Here is a 15,363-nt window from a genome sequence, read left to right on the forward strand (position 1 = left end):
GTGGGGGGGGGGGGGGGGGGGGGGGCCCCCCCGGGGGGGGGGGGGGGGGGGGGGGGGCGCGCCCCGCCCCCCGCGCCCCCCCCCCCCCCCCCCCCCCCCCCAAGACCGGTGACCGGGCGGGCGGCCGCGAGGCTTTCCACGGCCGCCCGCCCGGCGAAGACCACTTCGTCCTCAGACCGCCGGTGCGGTCGGAGCAGCCACAGCCTCCCTCCTCCGAGCGGGCGCGGTCATCGCCGGCCCGCCGCCGGCCCGCGTCGGGTGCTCAGGGCTTGGCGGAGTACACGACACCGGCCAGGTTCTGGGCCGCGGAGCCCCACACCTGGTCGTACAGGGAGGTGTCGACACCGAGCGTGTACAGCAGCCAGGCGGTCGTGACGCCGTAGGTGAGTTTGAGCTGGGCGGCGCGGGTGATGGTTCCGCTGTCGCAGCCGAAGCCGGAGCTGTCCTCGAATCCGCAGTGGAACCCGCCGGTGATGACCCGCAGTTGCGTTGCGGAGGGCTTGGCGTCGTACATCTTCTGCTGGTTGTCGGCGACTCCGGCGATGCTGTCGGCGCTGCCGCCGACGTACTGGACGGGGATGCTCAGCGAGCCGGAGGCGCTGACGGCCGAGGGGTTGGTCTCCGCCGCCGCGAGGGTGGTGACGGACTTGACGGCCGGGTTCCGGCCGGCGGCGACCAGAGCCGCGCCACCGCCCATGGAGTGCCCCGAGACGGCGAGCCGGCTGGTGCTGACGGCACCGGCGAACCGTGAACCGGCGGTGCTGTTCTGGGTGGTGAGCCAGGTGAGAGCCGCGTTCAGGTCGTCGGCGAACGCCGAGTGGCTGGGGAAGAGACCGCCCTGGGACTTGGGCGCGACGGTGATGACGCCCCAGGAGGCGTAGTGCTTGAGCAGGCTCTCGTACTGGGTGATGGCCTGGAAGAAGCCGTGCCCGAAGGCGAGACCGGGGTGGGTGCCGGCGGCGACCGGCGCGTTCGCCCCGGCCGTCGTACCGGGGTACCAGACACGTGCGCTGTACGAACGCCCGGAGGCCGAGACCGTGAGATCGGTGTAGGCGACGGGGAACGACCCCGTGGTGGAGGGGTCCACCGCCCGGACCGAGGGCGCCGCCTCCGACGCCTGGGCGGATGGTGCGAGGGCCAGAGCGGCTGCCGCGCTCAGCAGCAGCGCGGTCAGGGACCGCAGGAGTGTACGGAACACGAGATCACCTTTTCTCGGGGATGAAACAGTGATGTCCGGTGGTACGTCTCCGTGTTGTCCGGGTGTTTCTCCGACTGAGGTGTCGGAGGTCCACGCCGCCGCGGGCACACCCGTGGGCCCAGGCGGTGTACCAGGGAGAGTTCGCTGGGCCGGAGGGCGCCGAACCGGACCGGACGCGAACCCGGGTGTGCGCACCCGGCGCCTGGTGCGCGGAGCGGCAGAAGGTCAGGAGCCGGTGCAGCGAGGGAACTCGGCGGGGTCCCGCGACCGGCGGCAACCGGTCGCGGGGACGCTCATCCGCCGAAGCGCAGGGTGAAGTCGCGCAGTATCAGGCTGACCAGGGGGGCACGGTCGCCGAGCGCGCCGAGCCGGCTGTCGGCCGGCACCGTCCACTCGGCATGCGCCGACCGCAGGGCGACGCGGCTGCGGACCGCGCTGGTCTTGATCCGGCCGTTCAGCGTCTGAACCAGCTTGTAGGCCAGGGGCCAGCGGCCCGGCAGGCGCCTCCGCTCCGTGTACCGGGCGGCCGCGAGCGCCCCCCGGTCGGTCTTCGCGGCGAACGACGTGGCGTCCGTGCGCCGGACCTCGAAGGTCGCCATCTCCTTGGGGATGCCCCACAGGGCGCGACCGCCGGCCATGGAGACCTCGCTGTCGACCCAGATGTCGGTGATGCAGACACGGGGCCGCGCTCCGTCCCGCACCGCGACCGCCCGCAGCAGTTCGTTGTAGTGCAGGACGCTGTCGTTCTCGTAGACGACCCAGGCCGCGCCGACCAGGCCGCGGCCGGCGACGGTGAGGGGCCGGGTGCCGGGCACGAGGGCCGGGAGCTCTGCGCGCGGCACGAGCCACAGGGACAGGTACATCTGTCCGGCCAGGTGCCATGGTTCATCGGGGTAGGGAGTCATTCCGCGTCCATCCCGTGGGGAGACTTCAGGCGCCATGCGCCCGGGGCGGTGGCCGGAACGGTCGGCCGACGTGGTGGGACGGGTGTGACGGGGCGGTACGGCAGACCGGGCGCGGGCCGGGGGTCGGTCTCGCCCTTGTTGGGCCACAGGGCGGTCGCCCGCTCGGCGAGGGCCGTGATGGTGAGCGAGGGGTTGACCCCGAGGTTGGCGGAGATGGTGGAGCCGTCGATGACGTGCAGTCCGGGATGGCCGTGGAGACGGTGGTACGGGTCGACCACGCCGGTGTCCCGGCTCTCCCCCATGGTGCATCCGCCGATGAGATGGCCGGTGGCCGGTATGTCGAAGAGGTCTGCCCAGGTGCCGCAGGGCTGGCCGCCGATCCGGTCGGCGGCCGCGCGAGCGACGCGGTGTCCGGCGGGGATCCAGGTCGGGTTGGGCGCGCCCTCGCCCGGCCGGCTGCTGAGACGGCGCCGTCCTGTCCGGGTCCGCCGCAGGTAGGTGGTCACCGAGTTGTCGACCGTCTGCATGACCAGCAGCACCACGGACTGCTGCGACCAGCGCCGGGGGTTGTGCAGCGCGGGGAGTCCGCGGGCGTTGCGTGCCATGGCGGCGAGTCCGACCCGGAGGCGGGAGCGTCCCGGCACGGGGTCGACGAGCATCGCGCCCAGCAGTGCCAGCAGATTGCTGCCGCGGCCGTAGCGCACCGGCTCGACGTGGGTGGTCGCGTCGAGGTGGACGGACGAGGTGATGGCGACGCCGCGGGTGTAGTCCGCGTCGCGTTCCCGGGCGCGGACGCCGAGGATGGCCTCGGAGTTGGTGCGGGTCAGCCGTCCCAGCCGCGGCGAGATGTCCTTGAGCGAGCCGTTGTCCCTCAGGGCGTGCAGCAGTCGCTGGGTGCCCAACGCGCCTGCCGCGAAGACCACGTGCCGTGCCGTGAGGGTCAGCCCTCGCCGCCATGGGACGGCACCCGTGCGGACCGAGGTGACGGCCCACCGGTCGCCGGTCCGCCGGACGTCCGTCACCGTGCGGCGCTCCAGCACACGCGCGCCGGCCCGCTCGGCCAGGCCGAGATAGTTCTTGGGCAGGGTGTTCTTCGCGTTGTGCCGGCAACCGGTCATGCAGGCACCGCAGTTGAGGCAGGCGTTGCGGGCCGGTCCCGCCCCGCCGAAGTACGGGTCGGGTACCGCGGCGCCGGGGTCGGTGCCGGCCGGCCCGAAGTGGACTCCGACGGGGGTGGGCCGGAAGGTGTCGGCGCAGCCGAGCTGGCTCGCGGTGTCCTTCAGCAGGAGGTCCGCCTCGGTGAACAGCGGGTTGGGCGTGACACCGAGCATCCGGCGAGCCTGCGAGAAGTAGGGGGCCAGCTCGCGGCGCCAGTCGGTGAGGGCGGCCCAGTGCGAGCCTTCGTAGAAGGCGTCCGGGGGCTCGTACAGCGTGTTGGCGTAGCCGAGGGATCCGCCGCCGACGCCCGCGCCGCTCAGCACCAGGATGTCGCCGAGCAGGGACGCACGGAGGATGCCCATGCATCCGAGGCGGGGCGCGAACAGGTAGGTGCGCAGGTTCCAGGACGTGCGCGGGAAGTCGGCGTCGGTGAAGCGCCGGCCGGCTTCCAGGACGGCCACGCGGTAGCCCTTCTCGGTGAGGCGCAGTGCGCTGACGCTGCCGCCGAAGCCGGAGCCGATGACGACGACGTCGTAGTCGGGTTCCCTCATCGGTCGTCTCGCGTTCTGAAGTCGGCCAGCAGCGGCATGACGAGACGTTCGAGGTTCTCGCGCCTGACCTGGGGGTGGACCCCGGTGAGCGGCACGGGACTGTTCGGTCCGGAAAGGTGCGAGACGAGCGCGAGGTGGGGCAGGAGCACCAGGAGGAGCGACAGCAGCGCGTCCAGGTCGGCGTCCTTGCGCAGGTCCCCGGCGTCGGCGGCCCGTTCCAGGAGGGGGCGCAGGCCGGCCAGGTAGATGGCGTTCACGGGCTCGCTGACCGCCTCTCGGACCGCCGGGTCCATCTCCAGGTTGGTGGCGGCGGTCACCCCGCGCTCCAGCGCGTGCCCGGCGAAGTACTCGAGCCAGGCCTCCAGCGCGTCGACGAGGTGGGTGGCGAAGTCGCTCGTCCCGTCGTAGCCGTCGAGCCACGGCTGCATACGGGTGTAGATGCGCAGCGAGGTCTGCTCGGCGACGTAGGCGAAGAGGTCCAGCTTGCCCGAGAAGTACTGGAACAGTGAGCCCTTGGCTACGCCGGCTTCGCGGGCGATGACGTTCAGGCTGCCCGTGGAGTAGCCGTGGGCGCCGAACTCGTCCATCGCGGCGACCAGGACCCGCTCGCGGCGGGCCGGGGACAGCCGGGTCCAGGTGGGAGTGGGCATGGACACTCCTTCGTATGACCGGACGGTCATGTGACCGCCCGGTCATGGTGAGGGTGTCCCCCGTCGGAAGTCAACGCCTCTGACACACATGGCTGTTGGGTGAAGGCGGAGCGGCCCATTGACAGGCGGTGGCGGACCCTCCAGCCTGTGATCGGCCAGTGATATGACCACCTGGTCACAAGGAGGTCGCCATGCAGAAGGTGTGTGTGATCGGGGCCGGTTCGTCCGGGATAGCCGCCTGCCAGGTGCTCGCGGAACGGGACATCGCCTACGACTGCTTCGAACTGGGATCGGACGTCGGCGGCAACTGGCGCTACATGAACGACAACGGGCAGTCGTCGGCCTATCGTTCGCTCCACATCAACACCTCCCGTCAGATCATGGAGTACGCGTGTTTTCCCATGTCGGACGAGTATCCGGTGTACCCGGGCCACGCCCAGATAGCGCGCTACTTCGACGCGTTCGTCGACCACTTCGGGCTGCGCCCGTCGATCAGATTCCGCACCGAGGTGACCGAGGTCGTCCCGGCCGGCGGCAAGTGGGCGGTGACCTGGCGGCACCGCGATACGAACGAACGCGCCACTGAGACGTACGACGCCGTACTCGTCGCCAACGGCCACCACTGGAAACCGCGTTGGCCGCAGCCCGGCATCCCCGGGGCGCAGGAGTTCCAGGGTGCCCAGATCCACTCGCACGACTACCGTCGGCCCGAGCCCTTCACCGACCGCAGGGTCCTCGTGCTGGGCCTCGGCAACTCGGCGTGCGACATCGCCGTGGAGACCTCGCGCGTCTCCCGGCGGACGGTTCTCGCCATGCGCCGGGGCGCGCACATTCTGCCGAAGCACCTGTTCGGCACGCCCACCGACCATCTGACCCACTCGTGGCTGGCGCGGGCGCCCTTCGCCGTTCAGGACCGCGGCCTGCAACTCCTGCTGCGCCTGAGCCGCGGCCGTCTGGCGGACTACGGGCTGCCCACCCCCACGCACCGCGTCCTGGCCGCCCATCCGACCATCTCGGACGACCTGCTGTCCCGCCTCAGCCACGGCGACATCACCGTCAGACCCGTGCCGCGGAAGGCCGACGCCGGCCATGTCTTCTTCGAGGACGGAAGCGTCGAGGAGATCGACACGATCATCTACTGCACGGGGTACGACATCGCGTTCCCCTTCCTGTCGGACGGGTTGATCGACTCGGACGACAACGATCCGCGGCTGTATCACCGGGTGGCAGCGCCGGACCACCCCGGCCTGTACTTCATCGGTCTGGTGCAGCCGCTCGGCGCCATCATGCCGTTGGCGGAGGCCCAGTCGCACTGGGTCGCCGACCTGCTGCAGAACAGGTGCACCCTGCCCGGTCGAGAGGAGATGCACGAGGAGATCCGTACCTACCGCGCCCGGATCGCCCGGCGGTACGTCGCCTCGACCCGGCACACCATTCAGGTGGACGCGCAGGCGTATCTGCGGGAACTGGCCAAGGAGCGCAAGCGGAGGGCCGTGCGGCGGCGGGACGGCCGCAGGGGGTTGCGGCGTCCGGGTGACGGGGTGGCGTGAGGGGGTGCGATGACGGCGCTCGATCGGTCAGGGCAGCGACCGGCGCCGGGCGCTCATGACACTCCCCCGTCGCCGACCGGGCGGGTGGCCCATCCCGGCCGGTGACACCTGTGAACCCCGCGTTGCGCCGGCCGCCGCGGATCCGCGCACGGCCCGCACCCCGACTCGCCACCCTGCCGGGACTCCGTCATCGACTGTCAGCCATACGGCAGAGGAACAACACGGCTGTCTTCCGTACTATCGCTACTCAACAGATGTGCGCCAGTTAACTGCCGCTGCTCCCAAGGCAGCAGGCAGGACAGCATGAACCTTCGACTTCGCGTACGCCATGGGCCCGCCGCTCATGCGCTGCGACACACAGGAAGGGTGTGAGCATCGTGTCCGAAACCGCTGCCCGGACAACCGAGTTGACCTCCCAGTACAGCGCCCAGGTGGCAGGCGACCTGGAGCGCAACCTCAAGGAGCAGAAGCGCCTCAGCGGTGAGATCGAAGCCCTGCAGGAGCAACTCGCCGCCGTACGGCACGATCACACCGTCCTGCTGAACCTCCAGCAGGCCCTCGGCATCCCGGCGGCGCCCGACGTGCCCGCGGCCGAGCCTGTCACGGCGGTGCCCGCTCCCCGCAAGAAGACCGCGGCAGCATCCGGTGCGGACCCGCAGGCGAAGGCCAAGAGGCCCGCCCCGGCGAAGAAGCGAACCAGCAAGAAGCCCGCCGCCGCGGCATCGACCCCGCAGCCCGCTGCGCCCACGCTGGTGGAACTGGTGCGCGAACACCTGGCCGGCCAGGACGAGCCCCGTTCGGCTGCCGAGATCGCCACCGCGCTGGGGCAGCAGCATCCCGGGCGCGCGGTCAAGACAACCGTGGTGCGTACGACGCTGGAAGGGCTCGTGGCCAAGAACCAGGCCCAGCGCACCAAGCAGGGCACATCCGTCTTCTACACCACCCCCGACACGGCCGAGCGGGCAGCGGCCGGCGATCAGGCCGGGCAGCAGTCCGCCTGATGCCCCGAGCTCACCCGGCCGACCGCCTCATGCGCGGCCGCAGCGGCCCAGCATGATCCGGTGTCCCCCGCGCGAGCTACACGCGATTGTCCACGGCAGCCAGAGGAGGAGCACGGCCAGGACGCCCGGCACGTCGTACGGACGCTTCGTCAGATCGCCGAATTCCGCGCCGAGAGGGGCCGTGACGGGCGCGAACGCCACCGGCGCCAGCGCGACCGTGAACACCCCGTCCCGCACCAGCACACCCTGCGCGTTCCAGCGCGCCCTGACACCTCGAACACCCTTCGGTAACCCTGGCGTCGTCGCTCCGAACACCCGCAGAGCCCAGCCTGAGGACGACGTGGACGAGTGGGGCGGGAAGTCCGGCTCGATGGGCGATGGTGCTCACGGTGCGGCGCGGCGGCTGTGGGCCGCCGCGCCGTCCGGGTCAGCTCGCGGTGCAGGAGACGGTCGGCCAGGTCCAGTTGCCGTTGTGCTGGATGGTGACGCCCCAATTGTTGCCGCTGCCGTTGGGTTTGGCGGTCAGTACCTGGGCGCTGGGATAGGTGGCGTTGACGTTCCAGGTCGACAGGACCTTGGCGGGCGACGGCACGTTCATGGTCACGGTCCAGTTGCTGGAGCCGGTGACCGCCACGTTCAGGTTGTACCGGTCGCTCCACTGCTGACCGGCGGACAGGGCCGCAGTGCAGCTGCCCCCGCCCCCGCCGCCACCGCCACCGCCACCGCTGTCGTCCGGGGCCACCGCGCGCCCGGTCTGCGGGGAGATCTTGCCCGCGCACAGTCCGCGGGCCGAGAGTCCCTGCGCGATGCGCGGAATCGCGGCGAGCGTGTTGGCGGGCCAGTCGTGCATGAGAATCACCTGGCCGTTGGTGAGCCGGCCGGCGGCGGCGACGATCGCGTCGGTGCTGGCGTTGTTCCAGTCCTGCGAGTCGACGTCCCAAATGATCTCGGTCAGGCCGTACTTGGCCTCCACGGCCTTCAGTGTCGCGTTCGTCTCGCCGTACGGCGGCCGGAACAGCGCCGGAGTGCCGCCGCCCGCGTTGGCGATGGCTTGCTGGGTGCGGGAGATCTCCGAGTCGATCGTCGTCTGGCTCTGCTGGGTCAGATGGGGGTGCGTGTAGCTGTGGTTGCCGACCCACATCCCGGCGTTCACCTGGGCCCGTACGAGGGCGGGGTTGGCGGCGGCGTACTGGCCCTGGTTGAACATGGTGGCCCGCAGCCCGTTCTGTGTGAGGGCGTTGAGCAGGGCCGTGGTGGTGCCGCCCGGGCCGTCGTCGAAGGTGAGCCCGACGTACCCGTTGCAGGCGGCGGCCTGAGCCGGGGCGGGGGTGGTGAGGGTCAGAGTGCCCGCGGCGGCTGTGGCGAGAGCGGCGGCCAGGATCGTGAGGCGTGGTCTGGATGTCATGGGGGGCTCCAGCCTGGGGGGTGGGGTCAGCTCGCGGTGCAGGAGACGGTCGGCCAGGTCCAGTTGCCGTTGTGCTGGATGGTGACGCCCCAACTGTTGCCGCTGCCGTTGGGTTTGGCGGTCAGTACCTGGGCGCTGGGATAGGTGGCGTTGACGTTCCAGGTCGACAGGACCTTGGCGGGCGACGGCACGTTCATGGTCACGGTCCAGTTGCTGGACCCGGTGACCGCAACGTTCAGGTTGTACCGGTCGCTCCACTGCTGACCGGCGGACAGCGTCGCGGTGCAGCTGCCCCCGCCGCCACCGCCACCGCCACCGCCCGAACCGGTGCCGTCGACCGTGATGTTGGAGCTTCCGCTGCTCTGGTATCCCTCGGTGGCGAGGATCATGTAGTAGCTGAAGCTGCCCAGGTTCAGCCCGGCGCGGGCCCAGGCGTCGAAGTGGTTGCCGGTGGTGATGGTGCCGCCCGTGCGCTTCGACTGCCGCACGCTCCAGTACTGGTCGAAGGTCTTGGTGCCCTCGACGGACGGCGCGTTGTACCGCGTCGTCTTGTAGATGTCGTACGTGCCGCCGTCGCTGGTGACGGTGCCCATGAACGTACCCGTGGGCCGGAAGGTGCCCCAGTTGTCGACGATGTAGTACTCGACGAGCGGGTTGGACGTCCAGCCGTAGAGCGCCAGGTAGGCGTTGCCGGAGGGGTTGAAGCTGCCCGAGTAGGTCACGGTCCGGCGGGCACCGGTGCTCCAGCCCTTGCCGGCCACGAAGTTGCCCGTGTTGCTCCACGAGGTGCTGTAGTTGCCTCCGGAGCCCAGGTTCATGCTCACCGTGCCCTGACTGTCCGTCCAGAACGAGTAGTAGTAGCCGTTGTCGGTGCCGGTCTGGTTCGTGGTGACGACGGTGTCGGCACGCGCGGTGCCGGGCAGGGTCAGTGCGGCCACGGCGACCAGCAGCATGGTGCAGAGGCCGCTGATGAGCAGCCTGAGCCGGTGTGCGGGTGCGTCGGTCATGTGCGTGTTGCCTCCTTCCTCGTGGGCCGATTTCCGGCGACAGTGTTGGGCGGGGCGCTACGACTGTCAATAGTTTCGATATCGACTCCGAAACATTCGAAACCCCCTCAGAGGCATTGCCACTGTTCAAAAGTGTTTACGCATAAGAAAATCAGAGTGAATACGGAGCGCGTCAGATTCTAGATCGTTTACCCGGCTGGAAAATCTCGAATGTTTCGAAGCTCCGTCCGGTAGGCGCGCGCCGGCCGGCCGGCCGGCACCTGACGATGGGGCGCTCGGAAAATCAGTGGTACGGCGCCGCTGTGCGCCCCTACCGTGCTGCCGGACCAAGTCGCCCAGTCAAGGACCCGCCGTTGTACACCCTGTGAGACCTCCCGAGCGCTGATTCGTCGCGCGTCGCACATGTGCGCCGCGCTGCTTCTTGCTGCGGACTTCTCACTGAAACCGGTGTACTTCTGTGCTCAACAACTGGGTGGTCACGCCCACCTGCCTGCCGATCGTTCTCCGCCGTTGCCACGCGTGCGCGTCCGAACGCTTCCGGGCGAGCGGCAGGTTTCGCGTCAACGCCAACCACAAGGTCATCGACGCCTGGCTCCTCGTCCTCTGCACCGCTTGCGGGGAAACCGCCAAACTCACGGTCCTGGAGCGGATGAACGTGCGCTCCGTACGGCCTGAGCTGCTGGACCGGCTGCATGACAACGACCCCGGCCTGACAGCTCAGCTGCTCCAGGATCCGGCCCTGCGCCGCCGTAACCGCATAGCCCTCGACTGGGACAACGCCTGGCGCCTCGACACCGGCGGATCGGATCACCTCGACCGAGAGGTGATCGACGTCGCGGTCCGCTTCGCGGCGCGGATCCCTGTGCGGCCGGTACGCCTGATCGCTGAAGAGTGCGGTCTCTCGCGGGCCGAGGTCGAGCGACTGATCGCCGAGGGGAATCTCGTTTCGGCAGTCCGGCTGAGCGGCAGGCTCTCCGGCGACTTCACCTTCACGCTCAAACGCTGAGCCGTCCTCGGAACCAGGGGCCTGTCCGGCAGGAACCGCCGGACAGGCCCCGTGGATCTCCAGCAGCGCTTGCTGGCTGGGGTCGGTCGTCATGAACCCACGGAAATCGTTCGCCGCCAGACGGCGGAGCGTATGCGCGACACTCTGGAGCGGCTCGATACCGAGCGGGATGTATGGGTGTCGACGGCTCACCCCGATCACGGGCCGCACCAGGTGCCACTGTGGTTCTTGTGGGATGGGCGAGCACTGTGGATGTGCACCAGCGCCACTTCCGTGACTGCGCGCAACGTCCGCAAAGAGCCGCGCGTGCGCTTGGCGCTACCGGACACCTTCGACGTGGTGCTCCTCCATGGTGAGGCGGAGTGCTTCCCGGACCGAGAGGTGCCCGCAGACGCAGCGGAAGCCTTCGCCGACAAGTTCGGATGGGATCCACGCGGGGAAGAGGGTTCCTTTCTGTATGTACGAGTGGTCCCGAGGACCGTGCGCGCCTGGCGCGGCGAGCCGGAACTACGCGGGAGAGTCATCATGCGCGACGGGACGTGGCTGGAATAGCGGCCTTCGGTCAGTCCAGCAATCCGCCCCCTGCTTCTTCGAGTGGATCGAGGGCCGGCACCACGTGCGCCGACCGCACAGCTGTCCCTGCGGCCGCCTTCCCGCCGACTGCAAAGAGTCGCGCCGTACTCGGCCGAGGCGTCGTGACCGACCGTCGCGGGCCCTCACCTTCCGTGTTCGCTGCGCGGTCCGCTGGTGTGGGCGAAGCTGCCCCGGGTGGTATTGAATGAGGTGTGCGGTCAGGAATCTCGGGACCCCGCAGGAAGGGTTCCGGTACTGCCCCGGCGCTGTGCCGGGGTTGGCGAGCGAGCTGAGAGAGCCGCATGGACGCCACATCCTCCCCTTCGTCTTCGTCGCCGTTCGACATGGTCAGCAGCGCGTTGGGGCAGTACATCCCGCGCGGCGGAGCGGCTGCGCCCGCCGGTTCCGCCGACTCTCAGGACGACCGCACCGCCCGCCAGCGCGTACCCGCCGACCCGGCATCCCGCCCTCAGGAGCAGATCCTCGGCGCGGTCAACCTCGACCGGGATCTGCGGATCACCCGCTGCAATCTGGACGCCCCCGTTTTCGCCGGGCTGGACGTCGTGACCGGGAGCCCTTTCGTCGACCTTCTGCCTTCCGGGGACGTACCGACGGTCACACGGCGGCTGCGCCAGGTCCTCGAGACCGGGGAGCCGCACGTCGCTCGGGTCCAGCGCCTGCGGCGCAGCGACGGGTCGGAGCTGGTGGTCTCGATGAGCATCCTGGCCGCCGCGGCGCCTCAGGAGGGTCTGACCGTCACGCTGATCGCCATGGCCAGGAGGCTGCACCTGTACGCCGCCGAGACCGCGATCGGCACCTCGCTGGACATCGGCGAGACCGCGCAGTCACTGGCGGAGTCCCTGCTGGCCTGGGGAGACGTCGCCGCCATCGACCTCGACTTCGCCGTGTGGACGGGCGAGGGCGTCACCGAGCAGCCGCAGGTGCGCATCCGGCTGCGGCGGGCGGCCCTGGTGCCGGACCGGGCCTGGCCCGACGGCTACGTGACTCCGGGCGACGATCTTCCCAGCGATGCGAGCCGCTTGCTGTCGCAAGCGATACAGCGTGACGACGCCGCGCAGGCCATCGTCATACCCGACCGGGAGGCGATCGAGCGGACACTCGGCAGTCCGCAGCTGGTACGTGCCCTGGTCCCCGGTGACCGGGCGGCCGCCGTGGCGTGCATCCCGCTGGTGCTCGACGGCACGCCGCCCGTCGTTCTGGGCGTGGCGGAGGTGTGGCGCCGTGCGGACCGCCCCTTCGACGACAACGAGCTGCTCGACCTGCAGGAACTGGTGGCCAGGACCTCTCATCACGTCGACCTGGCCCGTCAGCACCAGCGCGAGCACATGCAGGTGCTGGCGTTGCAGCGCCGGCTGCTGCCACGGACCGGCGGCGACACCATCGAGACCGCCAGTGTCTACCAGCCCGCCACGCCCGACAGCGCGGGCGTCGGCGGTGACTGGGTGAACAGCTTTCCGCTGCCGGACGGCCGTACGGCTCTGGTGGTCGGCGACGTCGTCGGGCACGGCCTGGGAGCCGCGGCCACCATGGGACAGCTGAGCATGGAGGCCCGTGCGCTACTGTCCGCGGGACTGGCGCCCGACGAGGTGCTGGAGCACCTGGACGAGACCGTGGCGCTGCTGGACGACGCGGAGTCCGGGCTGACGGCCGGCTACAGCGCCCTCGGGTCGACCTGCTGCATCGCCGTGTACGACCCGGTCAGCCACCAGGTGACGCTGTCCAGCGCCGGCCACCTCCCGCCGGTCCTGGTCACACCGGACGGGCCCGCCGGTCCGCTCGAAGTCCGCCCGCACCCCAGCCTGGGCGCCGAGTTCGCGCTACGGGAACCGTTCGACGTGCACGCGTTCGCCGCGCCCCCGGGCTCGCTGCTCGCCCTGTACACCGACGGTCTGGTGGAGGATCCCGCCGTATCGATCGACGAGGGCATCGGCAGGCTGACGGACGCCGTGTCCACGGTGCACCCCTGGGACGCCCTGCAGCAGGCCGCGCGGCGCGTGGTGGCCGTGGTGGCGCCTGGGCACCCGCGCGACGACGTGACCCTGCTGCTCGCGCGCATGATCGGCTACCGCAAGGGGGACACCGTGACCTGGCGCCTGGCCGCCCGCGACGACGCGGCCGCCCGGGCCCGCACGCTGGTCTCCGCGATGCTGGAGCAATGGCGCATCAGGGAGGACACCCGGGACAGCGTGCTGCTGGTGGCCAGCGAGCTGGTCGCCAATGCGGCCCGCTTCGCCCGTGGACCCATCACGGTACGGCTGATCAGGGCCGGTCACGGTCTGCTGTGCGAGGTCGGTGACACCGGCAACGGCAGGCCGCGGCTGAGCCGCAACGCGCTCCTCGACGACGGCGGTCGTGGTTTGCACGTCGTGCACAGACTCACCACGCGGTGGGGGGTGCGGTGGACGGACACCGGCAAGGTGGTCTGGGCGGCCGTCGCGCGGTAGCGCGGCTGCGGGGGGGGGAGAGAGGAGGCGGCGGCGGGCGCCGTGCGCTGCGCTCGTCAGGCGGTGCCACCGGCGGTGCGGGCGGCTCGGCCGGTCGTGGGGCGGCCTGCCCGCAGGTACGGGGCGCCCGTCCGCCAATACCCGGCGCCTGTCCGCACGTACGCGTCGCCCGTCCGCCGGTACGGGTGGCGCGAGTTGGCGCTACAGCCACTGCCCTTCCAAGGCGGTGGCCGTGAGGCCCGGGGCCGCCGCGTACAGGACGGCGCGGCTGCCCGGTTCCTGCCCGGCGTCGTGTGCCCTCCGCATGATGTCGAACACGGCGGCGCCTCCGCGGTTGCCGCTGGTGTAGCTGTCCCGGCTGTGGTCCAGCAGCCCCGACGGCCACCCGTCGGGCATCGTCTGCTCCATGTACTCCAGCACCCGGGTCCCGCCGGGGTGCGCGAGCAGGACGTCGGGGTGCCAGGAGTCGGGGTGGTCCTGGTAACGGGCCCGCAACCACTCCCACATCGCGGTGACCGTCTCCTGCACGGCGCGCGGCCCGCGCCGGTCCATCACGAAGTGGGTGCCGTCCGCCCGTGTCTCCAGGCGGTGCAGGTCCTGGGTGCCGGGCAGCGTGTGGTGCCAGGCGGCGTCCAGCCGCAGTACCGACTCGGGCCTGGGGCGGCCCGTGACCACCGCGGCGACCGCGGTGTCCGCGAACAGCAACCGGACGATCAACGACTCCAGCGTGTCGTCCGCGGGCTGGTAGGTCGTGCTCAGGGCCTCCGCGATCACGACCAGGACCACCCGGTCGGGGTCCGCGGCCACGAGATCCGCCGCCAGCGCCAGGGACCGGGTCCCGGCGATGCAGGCCCACTGCGTGGCCGGCAGCAGCATCACGTCGTCGCGGAGCGGGAGCCTGTTGCTCAGGGCGAGGTCCAGCCCGGGCAGCGCCGGGGTGGTGGAGTGACTGGTGATCAAGCAGTCGACGTCGGCGGCGTCCAGCCCGGCGATCTGCAGTGCTCCGCGCGCCGCACGCTCCCCGTAGGACTGTACGGCCGCCCAGGCCGGCGCGGTGCGCTCCTGGACGGTCTGCGGCGCGGGTATCGCCTCGAGGGCGGCGATCGCGCGATCCACGTCCTGCTCGGCGAACCCGTCTCTGGCCAGGGCCTCCCGGGCCGGCCCGGTGCCCGCGGCCGGCAGTCCGCCCCCCTTGCCGGGCGCGACGACGGTCTCCAGCGGCAGCATCCACCCACGGGTTTCGATGCCCGTGCTGGCCGCGATGCCGTCGATCCGCGGCGCCCACGCCGCGTGCGGGTGCCGGCCGCGCACTTCCTCGACGATCTGGCTGGTCTTTACGGTGTGCTCGCCGTGTATCACGGCAGGAGGGCACAGGTAAGCGGCCATGAGGTGCACCTTTCCAAGGAACATGGGGTGGGGGAACGTCACGAGTGATGTGCCGTGGATCACTTCGGCACCACGCATCCAAGTCGGCGCCACCGCGCTCCACTTCGGGCGGTGACGTCCGGTTCGAGCATGGACGCCAAAGGGACATTTCCGCTGTGACCTAGGCAACTTGGGCAGCATGTGGAGCACGTGACACGGCACACACTGCTGGGGGGAGCTGCCGGCCCAGCGCCGCGTTCCTGCCTGACATGCCGTCAGCGGAGGTCCCCCCCCCACCGCGCGGGCCGGCACGCGCGTGTGGACGGTGGTGCGCGCCATGCGACCCAGGGCCTCTGAGCAGGGGCTCATCCGGGTGTGTGCCCGTACGCGAGGCAGGTGGAGGGGTGCCTGAGCTCTCTGATTCCGGGACTGCGCTCCCCTGCTGGACCGTGCTGGACCATGCCGGGACGCGGCGGACGGGGCCTCACCCGCGCGAGCGCCGTCGGGTGACGGAAACCCGCGCCCGTGA

The 15,363-nt window shown here is 70.8% G+C and carries 13 protein-coding genes; 5 read left to right on the forward strand and 8 right to left on the reverse strand.

Annotation, left to right across the window (positions count from 1 at the left end):
- Window positions 1-262 precede the first annotated feature (262 nt).
- From ACFY2L_RS26790 to ACFY2L_RS26805, 4 genes are all read right to left on the reverse strand, one after another.
- Window positions 263-1,198: an alpha/beta hydrolase family protein gene (locus ACFY2L_RS26790; RefSeq protein ID WP_390823640.1), complete on the reverse strand. Its 936-nt coding sequence runs from the start codon at window positions 1,196-1,198 to the stop codon at window positions 263-265.
- 293 nt (window positions 1,199-1,491) lie between these two features.
- Window positions 1,492-2,103 (reverse strand): acetoacetate decarboxylase family protein, encoded by a 612-nt coding sequence (locus tag ACFY2L_RS26795; protein ID WP_390823641.1) that lies wholly within the window; start codon window positions 2,101-2,103, stop codon window positions 1,492-1,494.
- A complete protein-coding gene (locus ACFY2L_RS26800; RefSeq protein WP_390823642.1) occupies window positions 2,100-3,812 on the reverse strand; it encodes a GMC oxidoreductase in 1,713 nt (570 codons plus the stop codon). Before ACFY2L_RS26800 ends, ACFY2L_RS26795 begins: the two co-directional genes overlap by 4 nt.
- A complete protein-coding gene (locus ACFY2L_RS26805; RefSeq protein WP_390823643.1) occupies window positions 3,809-4,462 on the reverse strand; it encodes a TetR/AcrR family transcriptional regulator in 654 nt (217 codons plus the stop codon). Before ACFY2L_RS26805 ends, ACFY2L_RS26800 begins: the two co-directional genes overlap by 4 nt.
- A 191-nt stretch (window positions 4,463-4,653) precedes the next feature.
- Here ACFY2L_RS26805 and ACFY2L_RS26810 point away from each other — a divergent pair, with 191 nt between their 5' ends.
- Both ACFY2L_RS26810 and ACFY2L_RS26815 read left to right on the forward strand, forming a co-directional pair.
- Window positions 4,654-6,012 (forward strand): NAD(P)-binding domain-containing protein, encoded by a 1,359-nt coding sequence (locus ACFY2L_RS26810; protein WP_390662659.1) that lies wholly within the window; start codon window positions 4,654-4,656, stop codon window positions 6,010-6,012.
- 377 nt (window positions 6,013-6,389) lie between these two features.
- On the forward strand, window positions 6,390-7,013 hold the full coding sequence (locus ACFY2L_RS26815) for a hypothetical protein (protein ID WP_390823644.1): 624 nt from the start codon (window positions 6,390-6,392) through the stop codon (window positions 7,011-7,013).
- Window positions 7,014-7,040: 27 nt separating this feature from the next.
- Here the strand turns inward: ACFY2L_RS26815 and ACFY2L_RS26820 are convergent, their stop codons facing one another.
- From ACFY2L_RS26820 to ACFY2L_RS26830, 3 genes are all read right to left on the reverse strand, one after another.
- Window positions 7,041-7,250, reverse strand: a complete 210-nt coding sequence (locus ACFY2L_RS26820) for a hypothetical protein (protein ID WP_390823645.1) — start codon at window positions 7,248-7,250, stop codon at window positions 7,041-7,043.
- A 190-nt stretch (window positions 7,251-7,440) separates the two neighbouring features.
- Window positions 7,441-8,418: a polysaccharide deacetylase family protein gene (locus tag ACFY2L_RS26825; protein ID WP_390823646.1), complete on the reverse strand. Its 978-nt coding sequence runs from the start codon at window positions 8,416-8,418 to the stop codon at window positions 7,441-7,443.
- Window positions 8,419-8,444: 26 nt separating this feature from the next.
- Window positions 8,445-9,425: a glycoside hydrolase family 11 protein gene (locus ACFY2L_RS26830; RefSeq protein ID WP_390661630.1), complete on the reverse strand. Its 981-nt coding sequence runs from the start codon at window positions 9,423-9,425 to the stop codon at window positions 8,445-8,447.
- Window positions 9,426-9,882: 457 nt separating this feature from the next.
- Between ACFY2L_RS26830 and ACFY2L_RS26835 the strand changes: the two genes are divergently transcribed.
- The 3 genes from ACFY2L_RS26835 (at window position 9,883) to ACFY2L_RS26845 (ending at window position 13,469) form a co-directional block, all read left to right on the forward strand.
- The gene (locus tag ACFY2L_RS26835) at window positions 9,883-10,431 is read left to right on the forward strand and encodes a DUF1062 domain-containing protein (RefSeq protein ID WP_390823647.1); all 549 of its coding nucleotides are present in this window, start codon (window positions 9,883-9,885) and stop codon (window positions 10,429-10,431) included.
- Window positions 10,432-10,563: 132 nt separating this feature from the next.
- A complete protein-coding gene (locus ACFY2L_RS26840; protein WP_390823750.1) occupies window positions 10,564-10,983 on the forward strand; it encodes a pyridoxamine 5'-phosphate oxidase family protein in 420 nt (139 codons plus the stop codon).
- A gap of 323 nt (window positions 10,984-11,306) precedes the next feature.
- The gene (locus ACFY2L_RS26845; RefSeq protein WP_390823648.1) at window positions 11,307-13,469 is read left to right on the forward strand and encodes a SpoIIE family protein phosphatase; all 2,163 of its coding nucleotides are present in this window, start codon (window positions 11,307-11,309) and stop codon (window positions 13,467-13,469) included.
- A gap of 201 nt (window positions 13,470-13,670) precedes the next feature.
- On the opposite strand, the gene ACFY2L_RS26850 is transcribed toward ACFY2L_RS26845, so the two are convergent.
- Window positions 13,671-14,855, reverse strand: a complete 1,185-nt coding sequence (locus tag ACFY2L_RS26850) for a type III polyketide synthase (protein ID WP_390661626.1) — start codon at window positions 14,853-14,855, stop codon at window positions 13,671-13,673.
- Between the last annotated feature and the right edge of the window lie 508 nt (window positions 14,856-15,363).

Source organism: Streptomyces sp. NPDC001381 (genome assembly GCF_042895685.1).
GTDB lineage: Bacteria > Actinomycetota > Actinomycetes > Streptomycetales > Streptomycetaceae > Streptomyces.

What these genes read in the sequence shown, in the direction of transcription:
- ACFY2L_RS26840 (WP_390823750.1), top strand. Translation starts at nt 10,564, where the DNA reads ATGCGCGACACTCTGGAGCGGCTCGATACCGAGCGGGATGTATGGGTG.
- ACFY2L_RS26795 (WP_390823641.1), bottom strand. Translation starts at nt 2,103, where the DNA reads ATGACTCCCTACCCCGATGAACCATGGCACCTGGCCGGACAGATGTAC.
- ACFY2L_RS26830 (WP_390661630.1), bottom strand. Translation starts at nt 9,425, where the DNA reads ATGACCGACGCACCCGCACACCGGCTCAGGCTGCTCATCAGCGGCCTC.
- ACFY2L_RS26825 (WP_390823646.1), bottom strand. Translation starts at nt 8,418, where the DNA reads ATGACATCCAGACCACGCCTCACGATCCTGGCCGCCGCTCTCGCCACA.
- ACFY2L_RS26850 (WP_390661626.1), bottom strand. Translation starts at nt 14,855, where the DNA reads ATGGCCGCTTACCTGTGCCCTCCTGCCGTGATACACGGCGAGCACACC.
- ACFY2L_RS26845 (WP_390823648.1), top strand. Translation starts at nt 11,307, where the DNA reads ATGGACGCCACATCCTCCCCTTCGTCTTCGTCGCCGTTCGACATGGTC.
- ACFY2L_RS26805 (WP_390823643.1), bottom strand. Translation starts at nt 4,462, where the DNA reads ATGCCCACTCCCACCTGGACCCGGCTGTCCCCGGCCCGCCGCGAGCGG.
- ACFY2L_RS26800 (WP_390823642.1), bottom strand. Translation starts at nt 3,812, where the DNA reads ATGAGGGAACCCGACTACGACGTCGTCGTCATCGGCTCCGGCTTCGGC.
- ACFY2L_RS26810 (WP_390662659.1), top strand. Translation starts at nt 4,654, where the DNA reads ATGCAGAAGGTGTGTGTGATCGGGGCCGGTTCGTCCGGGATAGCCGCC.